This window comes from Pseudomonas sp. NPDC088414, from assembly GCF_044753325.1.
In the GTDB taxonomy this organism is placed as follows: Bacteria; Pseudomonadota; Gammaproteobacteria; order Pseudomonadales; family Pseudomonadaceae; genus Aquipseudomonas.
The window spans coordinates 58,418-74,037 of the sequence record NZ_JBIVMY010000007.1; the positions used below are offsets into that span (position 1 = coordinate 58,418).

A 15,620-nucleotide genomic window follows, 5' to 3' on the forward strand; every position below is an offset into this window, starting at 1 on the left:
TAGTAAAAGCAAAAGATCGCAGCCTGCGGCAGCTCCTACACGGGATATTTATTCACCCTGCAGGAGCTGCCGCAGGCTGCGATCTTTTGACGTTTTACCGCTGGTCTGAAAGAACGATCCAACTCACCTGAAAACGCTCACATTTCTATCAGATTCACATTCCGCGCAGCATTGAACCGAGGCGCGAACATGAGGACGAGCGCTTTTCTCGAACGAGAACTCAGTCAGCGTCAGGTCGCGCTGTTCTACCTGCTTGCCACCTTGTTGTACGTCCTGCCCCTGATCCTCGCCGACTTCCCTTACATCGACGACAACTGGCGCACGCTGGCCGCCGGTAATGCCTGGGCCGGGCAGGGGCGGTTGTTTGCCGACTGGTTTTATCAGGCGCTGACCTTCACCGATGCTGCACCGACCATCTTCCCCTTGCCGCTGTTGCTCGCCTCGGTTGCGATGAGCCTGGCGCTGACCCGCCTGACGTTTCACTACTTCACTGAACCGACGCTGGCCTCTTGTCTCGTTGCGTTGCCGCTCTGGTACAACCCGTTCCTGTTGCAGAACCTGTCCTACCAATACGACGGCCCGATCATGGCCCTGAGCATGGTCGCGGTGATCTGCGCCATCACGTTCGAAGGTGCATCGCGGGTGCAGCGCTGGCTGGTGCCGGCGGCGTTGCTGGGATTGGCGATCGGGCTGTATCAGATCAGCTTCAATGTGTTTCTCGGTCTGTGTTGTGTCGAGTTGATCAGGGCTGTTCAGCGGCAAACGCCGTGGCCGGAGATCCTGCGGATGGTGGGCTGGAAGCTCGCACAGGCAGGCCTTGGGATCCTGATCTACAGCGTCACGGCTTACCCGTTCATGGAGACGTTGCGAAAAACGGATCTGTTGAATCTGGACACCAACCCGCTGTTGCAGATCGGCATCAATTTCACGCGGGTTCTGCAAAACGTCGCACTGCTGTTTCACGGCGGCTACTCGTGGGTTTTCGCGGCACTGGTGTTGGGTGCGATCGCCGGCATTGTGCGACTGGTTCAGTACCGACAGCACCGGTGGCCAACCCTGCTGCTGTGCTTGCTGACGCTGCCCGTTCTGGCATTGCTGGTGCCGGGGATCACGTTGCTATTCCGTGACTTCAATGAAGGCGCGCGGACCCTGATGGGGTTCGGCGTGTTGTTGCTGGGACTGTTCTATCTGGCGCATATTGCGTTGGCATCCGGGCACCGCCGCTTGCCCTTGCTGCTGATCATTCCGCTGCTGGCGACACTCTCGCTGTCCTTCGCCTATGGCCGGGTACTGAGCCTGCAGAAAACCTTCTCCAACAGTGCGCTGTACAGCCTGAGCCACGATATCGCCGAACATCGCGAGCTGCGTGAAGCCAAGCGGATTTATCTGTCGGTGAGCTACTCCGACCGCTGGCTGGCCAGTGCGGCCGGTTCATTCAAACGGCTACCGGTGCTGCCCTATTTGCTCAACGTCGACTACTTCATCCTCGCGGAAAGCCTGCCGTCAGCGGGCATCACCAACGTGGTCGCCGAACGCGAACGGCGCAACGCCACCCGCGTTGGCTATCAGGGTTTTCCAGCGCTGGTGGACAGCCTGTATTACCGGATTTACCTGATTGGCGATTACGGTTTCATCGTCATGAAAGAGCCGCCTCACGGCAGAAAGCTGCAGTGGTAAGGCCGACCGTCCGTCGCAATCCACTCTGTACCTGTAATTTCTGACAGTAGACCATTCAAGCGCCATGCCCTAGCTTCGAAATTCGGCCGGACGAAGCCACGGCAAGGAACGGTAATGAAAGGATCTCCCGCGCTGACAGTGATTGGAATCGCCGATGCCCTGATCCACTGGCAGATTTTTTTCGTCCTGTGCAGCGCCATCGGATTGACCCAGGCAGCCAGTAACTTCGCCGCGTTCTGCGTGGCGGCGGCGTTCTCGTTTTACGTGAATATGCTCTACACCTTCGACAGCAAGACGCCGGTATTCGGCTATTTGCTGTTTATCGGGCTGATGGGCGGAGCCAGTTTCGGCATCGGTGCGATTGCCGATGCGCGTGACTGGAGTGGTCTGCTGACGGTCACGGTGTTTACCGCGCTGAACCTGACGTTGGCTTACGGCTTTTTCCGCTTGGTGCTGTTTCGCCAGCAACGGAGCTGAGGTGCCAGTCTGCCGATCAGACTGGCACATCGATCATCATGCTGCGGCTATCTCCTGCGGCTCAAAACTGTCCGCCCGCGCCATCTGCCACATCCGCGAATAGAACTCGCCATTCACTTCCCCGGTGAGCAATTCCCCCGGTTTCAGAAACACATGCAGCTGCGAGAACAGTTTGATTTCGGTCGCCGACATGCGGCGTACCAGGTGCTTGGCCGACAGTTGTGATGGATGCTCAAGACCGGCCGCCGCCAACATTTCCGCCAGTGCCTTGAGCGTGTTGCGGTGGAAGTTGTAGACGCGCTGGGCCTTGTCCGGGACGACGAGGGCGCGTTGGCGCAGGGCGTCTTGCGTCGCGACGCCGGTCGGGCATTTGTTGGTGTGGCAGCTTTGCGACTGGATGCAGCCGATGGCGAACATGAAGCCGCGCGCGGAGTTGGCCCAGTCGGCGCCGATGGCCAGCACGCTGGCGATGTCGAAGGCGCTGACGATCTTGCCGCTGGCGCCGAGTTTGATCTTGTCGCGCAGGTTCAGGCCGACCAGGGTGTTGTGCACGAACAGCAGGCCTTCGCGCATCGGCACGCCGATGTGGTCGGTGAATTCCACGGGCGCGGCTCCAGTGCCGCCTTCCTTGCCATCGACCACGATGAAGTCCGGCAGGATGCCGGTTTCCAGCATGGCCTTGGCGATGCCCATGAACTCCCACGGATGCCCGAGGCAGAACTTGAAACCCACCGGTTTACCGCCGGACAGTTCACGCAGTTGCTGGATGAAATGCATCATTTCGATCGGCGTGGAAAACGCGCTGTGGCGTGACGGCGAGATGCAGTCTTCGCCCATCATGATGCCGCGGGTGTCGGCGATTTCCTGGGTGACTTTGTGCTTGGGCAGGATCCCGCCGTGGCCGGGTTTGGCGCCCTGGCTCATCTTGATTTCGATCATCCGCACCTGCGGATTCTGCGCCTGGGTGGCGAAGCGTTCCGGGTCGAAACGGCCATCGCTGGTGCGGCAACCAAAGTAGCCGCTGCCCAGTTCCCAGGTCAGGTCGCCGCCGTGTTCGCGGTGATACGGGCTGATGCTGCCTTCGCCGGTGTCGTGGGCGAAGTTGCCGAGCTTGGCACCCTGGTTCAATGCGCGGATGGCGTTGGCGCTGAGCGAGCCGAAACTCATCGCGGAAATGTTGAACACCGAGGCCGAATACGGCTGCGTGCACTGCGGGCCGCCGACGGTGACGCGAAAACTGTTCGGGTCGCTCAACGGCGCCGGGCGCATCGAGTGGCCGATGAATTCGAAGCCGGACTGATACACGTCGATCAGCGTGCCGAAGGGTTTGTCGGCGGTTTCGTTCTTCGCCCGTGAATACACCAGCGAGCGCTGGGCACGGGAGAAGGGCAGGGCGTCGCTGTCGGATTCCAGCAGGTACTGGCGGATCTCCGGGCGGATGCCTTCGACCAGATAACGGATGTTGCCCAGGATCGGGTAGTTGCGGCGTACCGCGTGCGGGCTTTGCAGCAGGTCGAACAGACCGAGCAGGCTCAACACGCCGGTGACGGCGGTGATCGGCCACAGCCAGTCGTGTTCGAGAAAGGGCAGGCTGGCGAGGGTGAAAATCACGCAGACGGCAAAGAAGGCGTAGCGGCTCAGGAGTGACAGGCTCATACGGTTTCCTTGGGTTCGGACTCAATGGTTGCCCATGGCGCGCAGACTGGCTTGCTCTTGTGGCGAGGGAGCTTGCTCCCGCTGGGTTGCGCAGCAGCCCCAAACCCGGCCATCACGGTCTGTCTGCTGCATCGCGTGTCCAGATTTTGCGACTGCTGCGCAGTCGAGCGGGAGCAAGCTCCCTCGCCACAGGGGATTCCAAGCTTCAGAGATCTCCTGCGTACCAAGGCTTTTTCAGGCGTTCTGCGCCTGGAGAAAAATCGAAAACAGCTCCGACTGGGATTTGATCCCCAGCTTGCTGTACATGTGTTTCTTATGGACTTTCACGGTTTCGACGGAGATTTCCAGCTTACGGGCGATTTCTTTACTGGAGCAACCGCTGAGCATCAACCGCCCGACATCCAGCTCCCGGGCGGTCAGTTGCGCGCCTTTGAGTTGTTGCACCGACGCTTCCAGTTGCACCCGCCAGTCCGCCGGTGCAGGCGCGGCAGCGAGGGCCACGGTCTGGTTGATCTCGTACGGCAGGCGCTGGCGCAACAGGCCCAGCACCCACGGCTGGATCAAAGACAGCAAAGCGATCTGTTCGCCAGTGAAACGTTCTTCACTGCCCAGCGACAGGCACAAGGTGCGCTCACCTTCGAGCTGACAATTGAACTGGATTTCGTCAGCGACCACATTCAGACGAAAGTATCGCTGGTAATACTCGGTCAGCTCGAAATGCTCCGGCGCCACCTCCGACAGGCGGTACAACCCGGTGCGCGACTGCTCGCGGCAGGCGATGTAGAACGGGTCGAGCAGGTACAACCCGCGCAGATAATCCTGAAACAGCGGGTCGGGACTGCCGTCTTCGCCGGGGCATTCGGCGAATACCTGCGGGTGCTGGTCGGCACTGAACAGCAGCGCCACCCAGCTATCGAATGCCACGTACTGGTCAAGCAGACGCACCAGTTGCGCCCAGAAATTCGGCTTGTCGAGCGCGTCGATCAGTTGCCCGACGGCGCGGTGCCAGGTGATGTCATCAAACGAAACGGACATGGACTACCCCTATCGGGTTACCCCGGCCGCGTGATTCCCTGGCCGGTTGCTTGCTGCGCATACTGGCCCACAGACAGCCACCGGGCAATCTTTCAGCGCCCGGCCATGACCACAAGGACTCGCGATGAAAGTCGAACTCGCCCAACTGGCGGGCCGTGACAAAGACACGGCGTATAACCTCGAACGTGCCCTCGCGGCGATTGCCGCGTGCGCCGCCGACACACAACTGATCGTGTTCCCGGAAACCCACCTGATGGGCTTCCCGAGCGCCGACACCGTGGCGCAGATCGCCGAACCGCTGGATGGCCCGACCGTCAGCGCGGTGCTGGCCGCCGCCCGCGAGCGCAACATCGCCGTGGTGATCGGTATGGCCGAAAGCGACAACGGGCGCTTCTACAACACCACGCTGTTGATCACCCCAGAAGGCATCGCGCTCAAATATCGCAAGACCCACCTCTGGGCGTCGGATCGCGGCGTGTTCGAGCCCGGCGACCGCTATGCCACTTGCGAGTGGAACGGCGTACGCGTCGGCCTGCTGATCTGCTACGACATCGAGTTCCCCGAATCCGCCCGCGCCCTGGCACAACTGGGCGCCGAGTTGCTGATCGTGACCAACGGCAACATGGACCCGTACGCCCCGACCCACCGCACCGCGATCATGGCCCGGGCGCAGGAGAATCAGGCGTTTGCGTTGATGGTCAACCGCGTCGAGGCCGGGGATGACGGCTTGATGTTTGCCGGCGGCAGTGCGCTGGTCGATCCGCTGGGGACGTTGCTGTTCGAGGCAGGACGCGAAGAAGGGCAGTTCAGCGTCGAGCTGGATTTCGACCGGTTGGAGATTGCGCGCAAGGATTATCGCTATCTGGATGATCAGCGGTTGAAGCTGCCGGGGGAGGTGGTGGAGCACGCTTCTGGATTGCGTGAGTTGCTGATTCCTGCGCGCTGATCCGGGTTCTGTGTCGGTCGGGCTGACGCCTTCGCGAGCAGGCTCGCTCCCACAGGGGGAGCGGGGTCACTGTGGGAGCGAGCTTGCTCGCGAAGAGGCCAGTCCAGACAACACACCTGCTTGATCGAAAAAAAAACAAAGCCACACCCGAAACATTCGCCGAACTCGGCTCTGCCATAAATCCAATAAAATTCGGAGTAAGTCGCTCATGGCTCGTTTGCAACGCACCCTGTCATTAGGCTCGGTGGTGCTGTTCGGCATCGCCTACATGACGCCGATCATTGTCCTCGGCACCTTTGGCATCCTCGCGCAATCCACCGCCGGCATGGTCCCGGCCGCGTATCTGGCGGCACTGGTGGCGATGTTCTTCACCGCCATGAGCTACGGGCGCATGGCCGCTGCGTTCCCGGTCGCCGGTTCCGCCTACAGCTATGTGCGCAAGGCGATCAGCCCCAAGCTCGGCTTCATCGCCGGCTGGGCGGTATTGCTCGATTACCTGTTTCTGCCGATGGCCATCTGGCTGATCGGCGCGGCGTATCTGGCGTCGGCGTTCCCGTCGATCCCGCAGTGGATCTGGGTACTGGCGTTCATCGGCATCACCAGCGCGATCAACATCATCGGCCTGAAACTGGCCAACGGCATCAACGCCTTGCTGATGCTCGTGCAATTTCTGGTGCTGATCGCCTTCGTCGCGCTGTGCGTGCACTACGTGGGTGGCGATGCGCGCACGCCGCTGTGGTCGATCAAACCGTTCTTCAACGGCGACATGCAGCTGCCGCTGATCATGAGCGGCGCGGCCATCGCCTGCTACTCGTTCCTCGGTTTCGATGCGGTCAGCACGCTGACTGAAGAAACCCGCGACCCACGCCGCACCATTCCACGGGCGATCATGTTGATCACCCTGATCGGCGGGCTGATCTTCGTCGGTGTGTCGTACTTCGTGCAGATCGCCCACCCGTCGGTCCAGTTCGACAGCGTCGACTCGGCGGCCTATGAGATTGCGCGCAACATCGGCGGCGATCTGTTCGTCTCGATCTTCCTCATTGGCCTGATCGTCGGCCAGTTCGCCTCGGGGCTGTCCGCTCAGGCCAGTGGTTCGCGCCTGCTGTTTGCCATGGGCCGCGACGGCGTGTTGCCCAAGTCGTTTTTCGGCACCTTGCATGCGCGCTTCGGCACACCGGTCAACAGCATCCTGCTGTGTGCAGCGGTGGCGTTGCTGGCACTGAAACTCGACGTGACCACGTCCACTTCGTTCATCAACTTCGGCGCGTTCCTGGCGTTCAGTCTGGTCAACCTGTCGGTGATTTTTCACTACTGGATCGGTGGCGAGAAAAAAGGCCCGCGTGAGCTGGTGCTGTTTCTGGTGTTCCCGTTCATCGGGCTGGTCGCGGACTTGTGGCTGATGGTCAGCCTCGATCACCTGGCGGTGTATCTGGGCCTGAGCTGGCTGGCGATTGGCGTGGTGTATCTGGCGGTGCTCACCGGCGGCTTTCGTTGTCAGCCACCGGAGATGGATTTCCAGGAAGCCACGTAAGATCTCGGCAGCGGCTTTGCTGCGCAACGGCAAGCATGTGATGCTTGCCGTTTTTGCACCAAAGGCTTTGTCTGACATGTCGACTTTTTCCGCTCCACCTTCCGGCCTCATTCGTATTGCCGCCGCACTGTTGCTCAACCCCGAAGGCCGGACCCTGCTGGTGCGCAAGCGCGGCACCACGGCGTTCATGCAACCGGGCGGCAAGATCGAAGCGCATGAGTTGCCGGTGCACGCGCTGGCCCGTGAGCTGGAGGAAGAGCTGGGCTTGCAGATCGATCCGGCGCAGGCCGCTTTTCTCGGCCAGTTTTCGGCGCCGGCCGCCAACGAGCCGGGGTTTGTGGTGCAAGCGCAGATATTTCAGCTGACCATCGACGCCGATGTGATGCCCGCTGCCGAAATCGAGGAAGTGCTCTGGATCGATCCCGCTACTGATCCCGCTGTCGTTCTGGCGCCATTGACACGCGACCTGATCCTGCCGTTTTATCGCAACTCGCTGACGGCGATTGCCTGATCATCCACGCACAGGACGCTCACCATGATCCCGCTCCACGACCTGCTGATCTTCGCCGCCGCCGCGCTGTTGATGGTCCTGACGCCAGGGCCGAACATGATTTACCTGATCTCGCGTTCGATCTGTCAGGGACGCAAGGCCGGGGTCACCTCGTTGCTCGGTGTGGTGGCAGGATTCTTCGTGCACATGTTTGCCGCGGCTGCGGGTTTGACCGCGGTGTTTCTGGCGGTGCCGATGGCTTATGAAGTGCTGAAATGGGCCGGTGCACTGTATCTGCTGTGGTTGGCCTGGCAAGCGGTCAAACCCGGTGCGCGCTCGCCGTTCGAGGCGCAGCAATTGCCGGCGGATTCGTCGCGCAAACTGATCAGCATGGGCTTTCTCACCAGTGCACTGAACCCGAAAATCGCCGTGTTCTACCTCTCGGTGTTTCCGCAGTTCATCACGCCTGAACACGGTTCGGTGTTTACTCAAAGCATCATTCTTGGCCTGACCCAGATCAGCGTCAGTTTCAGCGTCAATCTGCTGATCGCACTGTTCGCGGCGGGCATTGCCTCGTGGTTCGTCAGCAACCCGACCTGGCTGGCGGCGCAGCGTTATTTCATGGGCTTTGTACTCGCCGCTCTGGCGGTACGGCTGATGCTTGAACAACGCAGGACGGCCTGAGCATGTGGATCGAACGCCTCGACGCCAGTCATGCACTGGCTTACCGCGAGCTGATGCTCGAAGCCTATGACCGCCATCCGCAGGCCTTCACCTCCAGCGTGCGTGAGCGCGCGGTGATGCCGTTGAGCTGGTGGGAAGGGCGGCTGACCAGCAAGCTCGACGTGGTACTTGGCGCGTTCGAGAACGGTGCACTCGCCGGTATCGTCGGTCTGGCCTTGGAACCGCGTGAAAAGGCCAGGCACAAATCGACCTTGTTCGGGATGTACGTTTCAGCGGACTTTCGCCAGCACGGTCTGGGGCAGAAACTGGTCGAGGCGACCATCGCCGAAGCCCAAAGCCATCCTGCACTGAAACTCATCCAACTGACCGTCACCGCCGGCAACGACGCCGCGTTCAACCTGTACCGGCGCTGCGGCTTCATCCAGTTCGGTCTGGAGCCGCTGGCGGTGCGGGTCGGCGAAGACTACTTCGACAAGATCCACATGTGGCGTGAACTCTGATCGTCCACCTAAGTGCGAGGTTTTTGTGGCGAGGGGATTTATCCCCGATGGGCGGCGAGCAGCCCGAGACCCTAAACGCGGGCTATCTGCAACACCGCGTGCACAGCTTTCAGGACTGCTGCGCAGCCCATCGGGGATAAATCCCCTCGCCACAATGAATCTTTTTGTCCCGCAAATGTTCTCGGTTTACCGTCAGCCATGAGGCACCTTGGTGTCAGCGCACCGCGCTGACCCCATCCAGCGTCGAGAACGAAGTGTCCTTGGCCGTCAGCAGGAAATCGCGCATGTACGGCGCATCGAGCATGTCGGCGCGGATCGCCGCGTACAGCGTGGCAAACAGACCTTTCTCGCCCAGGCGCTTGGCCTTCACGTAGCCGCGCGAGCTGTATTCATGCAGTGCCCAGTGCGGCATGCCGCAGACGCCACGACCACTGGCGACTAGTTGCATCATCATCACCGACAGCTCCGAGGTGCGCACCTGCGCCGGTTCGATGTCGGCCGGTTCGAGGAAGCGGGTGAAGATGTCCAGCCGATCGCGTTCCACCGGGTAGGTGATCAGGGTTTCAGTCAGCAGGTCTTCGGGGACGATGTACGGTTTGCTCGCCAGCGGGTGCTGGTTGGCCACCGCGAGCATTGCTTCGTAGGTGAACAGCGGCACGTAGGTGATGCCGGCGATGTCCAGCGGATCGGAGGTCACCACCAGGTCCAGATCGCCGCGGGCCAGTGCCGGCAGCGGGGCGAAGGCAAAACCCGAGGCCAGATCGAGTTCGACCTCCGGCCAGGCGTCGCGGAACTGGTCGATGGTCGGCATCAGCCACTGGAAACAGCTGTGGCATTCGATTGCCATGTGCAGGCGCCCGGCGGTGCCGCCGGCCAGACGACTGATGTCGCGTTCGGCGGCGCGCAGCAGCGGCAGGGTCGCGTCAGCCAGTTGCAGCAGGCGCAAGCCGGCGCTGGTGAAACGCACCGGTTTGGTCTTGCGCACGAACAACGGCATGCCCAGGCGTTCCTCCAGTTCCTTGAACTGGTGCGACAGCGCCGATTGGGTCAGGTGCAGACGGTCGGCGGCGTCGACCAGGCTGTCGGCCTCGCGCAGGGCGTGCAGGGTTTTTAGATGACGGATTTCAAGCACTGCTGGCCCCATGAAGAAAATTTGTGATCATGACGAAAGCGGTGAGTTTGTCTCATGTTGACGGCGCTGTCGACCGCTCCAGCAGCAGCGGGGCATAGCCAGTGCCCCGCTGCTTTTTGCCCTAGAGATCTGCGAAATGCCGGATGCCCAGCGGTTTGCCGATATCGCCGCGCCAGATCGCCTCGACCTGCGCACCGCCGGCGGCCCGGGCCTGCTGCCATTGCAGGCCGAGATTGCGTTGCTCCGGCAGTTTCAGATGCGCTTTGACGAAGTCGGTGAATGGCACCTTGTCCGAGGTGTAGTGAAAGTGCGCATACCACAGCGTGCGCGGCGGTGTGCTGGTGAGGTCGCGCACCTCGTATTCCTGAAGGTAATCCTTGCGCCCGTCAGCGCGTTTGCCCAGTGCCCGCAGTGCGCCTTCCTTGCGGATTTCCACCACATGCTGTTGCAGCAAATAATCCAGATAGCCTTCGGTAGGCGTCTTGCTGCGCATTGACTGATCGATGCGCAAAGTACGGCCGGTTCGCCGCAATTCTGCGGCCGTGTCGTGCAGTTGGCGCACCATCGGCTCGGTCGGTGACAATCGCTCGATGGCCTGCGCGCGGGTACTCAGTTCCGTCGCTTCGCTGCCGAGCATATGTTCCAGATCCACTGGCAGCATGTCCTGGGGGGCGTAGGCCTGAACCTTGTCGCTGTAGGCGGGAACTGCCGCAAGACGTTTTCGGGCTTCGGTCAGCAATGGCTGAACGTCGCCTGTCAGGGGGGCAGCGGCCGGCGTGCTCTGAGCTTGCAGGTGGTACTTGCCAGTAGAGCGCGGCAACCAGGTTTCGCGGAACCCGTCGATGCCTTCGACAGTGAAGCGTTTCTCCCGGGTGCCGGCGTCGATGCTTTCCGTACCGATCAGCAACTGGTTGTCCTCGGTTTCGAACAGTTGCTTGCCGCCGGGCTCTTTAGGCTTGATTGGCGGACGCTGTTTGATCGCATGCCGCGCGTGCTCTTCAACCTTGCTCAGACCGTCGAGAAACGGCCCGACCTGTTCCAGATCCAGATGCTGCGCATAACCGAGCGTCCAGGCGTGGAGCTGACGGCGAAAATCGGCATAGATCTGCAGGCAATCCTCGATCACCCGATTACGCTGGGTCAGGCTGGCGCTGACCTCTGGCAGGTGATGCTGGGTCAGCAGTGCGCGCCCGACCTTGACCCGGGCGTCTTTGAGCTGGGTATGAAAATACACCCAGGACAGGTCGGTGACTGCGTCGTAGCGGGTAATGATTTCCAGCAGATGTGCAGTTCTCAGGTAGTGGTGCGTGTTGTCGCCAAGGTTGCGGTTGAGATTGCTCATGTCTGTCGCCATTCGGGCTTTCTGCGCGCGATTGCTGATGCGGTTGTTCCACAGGTTGGCCTGCTCGGTGATTGCGTGCAGTTGATCGAACTCCTTGAGGAAATCCTTGCGTACCCGCTTGCGTCGGGCCATGAGTGCTATATGGGCCGCTGTATTGCTGAAGTGGGTGGCATCGGACTCGGCGACCAGTGCGTCGATCCGGTTCAAGTGTTCCAGCAAGCGATCACGGGCGACGGTGACGCGCTGTACGGCGCGATCGACCACGATCCAGGCACAGCGGCTCTGGATGTCTTCGATTTGCAGACGCTTGCGGCCGTGGCTCAAGGGCAACAGTTCGGCAAGGTTTTCATATTGGGCGATCGCGATGTCGATGTCGTTGAGGCACGCTGTGTCGACCGCTGCCTGTAGTGGCTTGCGCTGGGCAACGTCGAGTTTCTGGTAGTTCTCCAGCAACTGGTTGGAAGCGCGTGTCTGGGTATCAAGGCGCCGGGTATAGGCGTCGGCGGTGTTGGTCAGGGTCAATTGCCTGCGCAGTTGCCGATCGGTCCACCAGCGCGGTAGCCACTGGCGGATCGGCGCGGGCCAGAGTGGGTCCATGCCGTCGGCCAGATGTCCGAGCACGGCGCCGCCGCCAGCACCGCCACCGTCCATCAGCGTGCCGTGCACCGCATGGTGGGTGTTCCACTGGCCATTTTCTTCGAGGGCGATTGGTTGTTTGTAGCTGCGTATCCGTGAGCCATAGAGCCTCCAGCCACGCGGCGCATCGCTGAGCTGAACCTGATAGATGCGACCCTGACGAACGATGAAGTCGCCATCGGCGTGGCGGTAGATGTTGCGATAGACACCGTGGGTGGCCGGGTGCAGGCCGGCGAGGGAAATTTCGTATTCGTACTCGTATCCCTTGAAGCGGTCGAGCGACCGTCTGGCCCATTGCCAGGACGTCGGCATCGCGGCGGATCTGCCCAATGCCGCGCGTTGCCGCTGACGGGTGACCAGGCGCGCGGCCGTGGGGGCCGAGACTGTTCCGGGCAGCACATCCATTGCCGCGTCGATCAATGACAGCAGCACCGCCTCTACCTCCGCCAGCCCATGCCCGAGCTCGCCGCGCAAGAACGCCGCGACGGCCAGATTGGCGCTGTTCCAGGCGTCATACAGGGCCACGGCCGCGCCCACGAACGGCAACATGCCGATGGCCATTTTCAGGTAGTTGACCAACGCCCCGGATTTCAGTGCACAGCGCTCCAGATACAACGCATCGTTGGAACGCGAACTGCCGCGATGGGCCTCCAGTAGTCGGCCCATGTGCACGTTCAACAGGTGAATGGCCAGCGAGGTGGTCGCCGGCCAGGCCATCCCGACGCCGATCAGTGCATCGAAATTGCGCAGCTGAGCCTGGTTGATCCGGCTGACATGACTGGCAAAATCGCCACTCACGGCGCGTCCGGCCAGGTAATTGACCATTTTGCTGTCCACACAACGCCTGAACAGATCCATCCGCGCCAGTTCCAGCGTTTCGTACTGACGCAGGAAGATGGCGTCGGTGCTGTCGGGCAGGTACAGCAGGGTCAGGCCACTGGTTTGCTCGACAATGAACGTGACCCCCGCGAGCGTGCTCGTCCCCTGATGCGCGGTGTCCTCTCCACCGACCGTCAGGTGCACCGGCAGCAGCGCGATGCGTTGTCCGTCGACGGCATACGCCTGAGATGTAGTCGCCTCGATGGCGACCTTCAGCACAGCGTGGCCGGCACTGTCGATGTGCCGTTGCAGCAAAGCGAATTCGCCTTGCAAGCGGAGCATCAGCCGCCATGGTTCACTCAGGCATTCGCGGCGCCAGGCCTGCTGAAACGCCGGTTCTTCCGGCGCGCCGAAAAACGCCAGGCGAATCAGTTCTTCGTAACGTCCGGGCAGATCCAGTTCCGTTACCAGTTTGCGCAAATAGACCGGGTTGAGCCCGGCTTCGAGGCTCTGCCGATCACTTGGGTCCTCGGCGCTGATCCTGGCCTGCATGAACGACAGGCGCCACCACATGTCCTGATCGACATTGTCCTGTGCCAGTTGTTCGAGAGGGACGACACTGCGCTTGTCGCTCGCGGTCAGGATGTTGCGTTGCGGCGTGCCGGGCCCGGGGGCTTCCATCACGGTTCTACGCCAGAAAGTCGAGTCGGGCAGGTCGAGACTCACACTCACCCGTTGTTTGAGCGCGAAGTCTGCGCGCAAACGAGCGTCGATACGCTTTTCGGCGAAGGCCTGACGTGGCGGCAATTCCCGTTCGAGCAAGGCATGAGCGCGTTGCATGGCGCCGAGGTAGCGGTTGATCAGCGCTTTGATCTGCGCACGTTGCGCAGTGTCCAGGTTGTCAAACCACCCGGGCAGGCTACCGGCCAGCGCGGCGCTGTGGTCTTGCGCCTGACGTTCGGCAAATGCCCGCTCACGGGCCTGCGCGATCGGTACGGTCAGGCGCGGCAGGTGTTGTTCGCGCAGCTTTTCCATTTCGGCCCGACGCTCGTCGGCCCATTCGGGCAGCGGGTTATCGCGCAGAATCTGCGCGGCTTGCCGTTCGCACAGATAAAGCTGCTGATCGAGGGACCAGACGAGCGGGTCAACAGTGAGCGGGGTCAGGTGCAGGGTCAGCCCGCCATCGCCGGGCGAGTGTTTGAACAGGTCCTGCTCCAGCGCCGCACGCGAAGCAAAACGTTGCAGGCCGCCGAACTGGCCGGGCCAGTAAAGCAGCAGGCTGTCAGTCGAACCGGGGGCCAGCGCCGCAGTTGTCGCGATGATCAGCACACCATGCAGCTCCTCGACGGCGGTAACGCCCTCATCTGTCGCCGCCAACGAAACGCGCGCGATGACCCCGTCCGCTGTCGGCAGGTTGCGCTCGGGCGCGTCGAGCATCGCGATGACACGCCGATGCTCCTCGACGGACAGTTGCTCCAGCGCCCGTTGCACTTCGACTTCGGCGCGCAACCCCGCGACGCGGGCCTCCAGCAGGGCCTGGTAATGCACGTTTGTGGCATGGCGCAATTCGAGCATCGTCAACGGATGATGGCTTTCGAGCAGGGCCGATGCCGCGTCATGACTGGCTTGCCGGGCCGCGTTCAAGGCGTCGAGTCGTTGTCTCTGTTGTTGACGTTGCGGGCTGTCCGGATCGGCGTCGCCGAACAAACGGTCAAGAGCACGCTGTTCAAGCGCCAGCGTCTGCAGACGCAGGTCCAGGGGAATGTCGGCAACCAGCAGGCCGAAGGGCGCGACCTCACTGGCGGTTGGCCCGGCACTCTCTGGCCGGGTGGGCGCGACCGGAAACAATTTGTCGAGCGCGGCCCGATTGGCACCAGTGCTTGCCGATGAGGACATCAGTGGTACAAATCCGCGTGTGAGCGGATCGCTACCGAACTCGATGAAGTCCAGCGAGGTGATGCGTAGCGGATCCGGGTGCTGGTCAATCAACCAGCGTTCAAGCGCGGTCTGCTGTTGAAAACGCATCAACGGTTGCGGGTGCGCGGGCAGATAAAGCAGCAGCGTTTCCTCCAGCTGGATCAGCAACGTGCCGTACACGCGCAGGCGGCTGTTATCGACGCGGTTGAGCACCGGTTGCGCGACCCGCAGGTCCGCCGCGACCATGTTCGATGGGGTGAGGAGCTGCGCCAGCCTGTGTCGTTGTGAGGTGTCGAGCTTGCCCTCGGCCCCCGCCCATTGAAGCGCGGCCTCGAAATGCAGGTGATACAGGCTCAGGGCATGCTCGCGCCGCGACAGCGCCGTGCCGGGGGCGCGGGCACCCCACCAGGCGCTTTCGGGCTGTTGGGAATGGTGGGCCAGGAGATCCAGCCATTGCTGGTGACACTCGTTCAAACGAGCCGTCGCCAACAGGTAAAGCGTTTGATCGACGTATGGCTGCAATCGTTGATCAAGGCCGAAGTCGGCCGTTGCAGGTGGCAGTGCGTGGGACATGCGACAAGGCTCCAAAAGGCATGCGGGCCGGGTGATTCCGGTTTTCATGCCTATTAGAGGCGCGCTGTCACAAGCTCATGCGGTACATGGTTATCGCTTGCTAGTGCTTTTGTTTCAGAGGATGTACAGACCGCTCCGGCCTGATTCGTTGCCGTCATCGCTTTGGCATAGAAGAGCGTGCCGGACGTCGGGACGCTGTGCA

Annotated in this window: 11 protein-coding genes; 7 read left to right on the forward strand and 4 right to left on the reverse strand. The window is 61.6% G+C overall.

Annotated features, from left to right (window positions below):
* Nucleotides 1-189 precede the first annotated feature (189 nt).
* Entirely contained in the window at nucleotides 190-1,677 is a 1,488-nt protein-coding gene (locus ACIP8I_RS09660; protein ID WP_400760565.1) for a glucosyltransferase domain-containing protein, read from the forward strand.
* A 114-nt stretch (nucleotides 1,678-1,791) separates the two neighbouring features.
* Nucleotides 1,792-2,154, forward strand: a complete 363-nt coding sequence (locus ACIP8I_RS09665; RefSeq protein ID WP_400760568.1) for a GtrA family protein — start codon at nucleotides 1,792-1,794, stop codon at nucleotides 2,152-2,154.
* A 36-nt stretch (nucleotides 2,155-2,190) separates the two neighbouring features.
* On the opposite strand, the gene ACIP8I_RS09670 is transcribed toward ACIP8I_RS09665, so the two are convergent.
* Together ACIP8I_RS09670 and ACIP8I_RS09675 are read right to left on the reverse strand one after the other, a co-directional pair.
* On the reverse strand, nucleotides 2,191-3,810 hold the full coding sequence (locus ACIP8I_RS09670; protein WP_400760570.1) for an FMN-binding glutamate synthase family protein: 1,620 nt from the start codon (nucleotides 3,808-3,810) through the stop codon (nucleotides 2,191-2,193).
* A 234-nt stretch (nucleotides 3,811-4,044) separates the two neighbouring features.
* The gene (locus tag ACIP8I_RS09675; protein ID WP_400760572.1) at nucleotides 4,045-4,845 is read right to left on the reverse strand and encodes a response regulator transcription factor; all 801 of its coding nucleotides are present in this window, start codon (nucleotides 4,843-4,845) and stop codon (nucleotides 4,045-4,047) included.
* Between the two features lie 124 nt (nucleotides 4,846-4,969).
* Here ACIP8I_RS09675 and ACIP8I_RS09680 point away from each other — a divergent pair, with 124 nt between their 5' ends.
* The 5 genes from ACIP8I_RS09680 to ACIP8I_RS09700 all read left to right on the forward strand — a co-directional run bounded on the left by ACIP8I_RS09680 (nucleotide 4,970) and on the right by ACIP8I_RS09700 (nucleotide 8,999).
* The gene (locus tag ACIP8I_RS09680) at nucleotides 4,970-5,791 is read left to right on the forward strand and encodes a carbon-nitrogen hydrolase family protein (protein ID WP_400760574.1); all 822 of its coding nucleotides are present in this window, start codon (nucleotides 4,970-4,972) and stop codon (nucleotides 5,789-5,791) included.
* A gap of 208 nt (nucleotides 5,792-5,999) precedes the next feature.
* On the forward strand, nucleotides 6,000-7,325 hold the full coding sequence (locus ACIP8I_RS09685; protein ID WP_400760577.1) for an APC family permease: 1,326 nt from the start codon (nucleotides 6,000-6,002) through the stop codon (nucleotides 7,323-7,325).
* 76 nt (nucleotides 7,326-7,401) lie between these two features.
* The gene (locus tag ACIP8I_RS09690) at nucleotides 7,402-7,836 is read left to right on the forward strand and encodes an NUDIX domain-containing protein (protein ID WP_007968850.1); all 435 of its coding nucleotides are present in this window, start codon (nucleotides 7,402-7,404) and stop codon (nucleotides 7,834-7,836) included.
* Nucleotides 7,837-7,860: 24 nt separating this feature from the next.
* Entirely contained in the window at nucleotides 7,861-8,499 is a 639-nt protein-coding gene (locus ACIP8I_RS09695; protein ID WP_400760579.1) for a LysE family translocator, read from the forward strand.
* Nucleotides 8,500-8,501: 2 nt separating this feature from the next.
* A complete protein-coding gene (locus ACIP8I_RS09700) occupies nucleotides 8,502-8,999 on the forward strand; it encodes a GNAT family N-acetyltransferase (protein ID WP_400760581.1) in 498 nt (165 codons plus the stop codon).
* Between the two features lie 214 nt (nucleotides 9,000-9,213).
* Here ACIP8I_RS09700 and metR read toward each other — a convergent pair whose 3' ends face one another.
* Nucleotides 9,214-10,131 carry a transcriptional regulator MetR gene (gene metR, locus ACIP8I_RS09705; protein WP_007968856.1) on the reverse strand — a complete coding sequence of 306 codons (918 nt, stop codon included), beginning with the start codon at nucleotides 10,129-10,131 and terminating at the stop codon, nucleotides 9,214-9,216.
* Between the two features lie 121 nt (nucleotides 10,132-10,252).
* On the reverse strand, nucleotides 10,253-15,418 hold the full coding sequence (locus tag ACIP8I_RS09710; protein WP_400760584.1) for a dermonecrotic toxin domain-containing protein: 5,166 nt from the start codon (nucleotides 15,416-15,418) through the stop codon (nucleotides 10,253-10,255).
* Nucleotides 15,419-15,620: the final 202 nt, after the last annotated feature.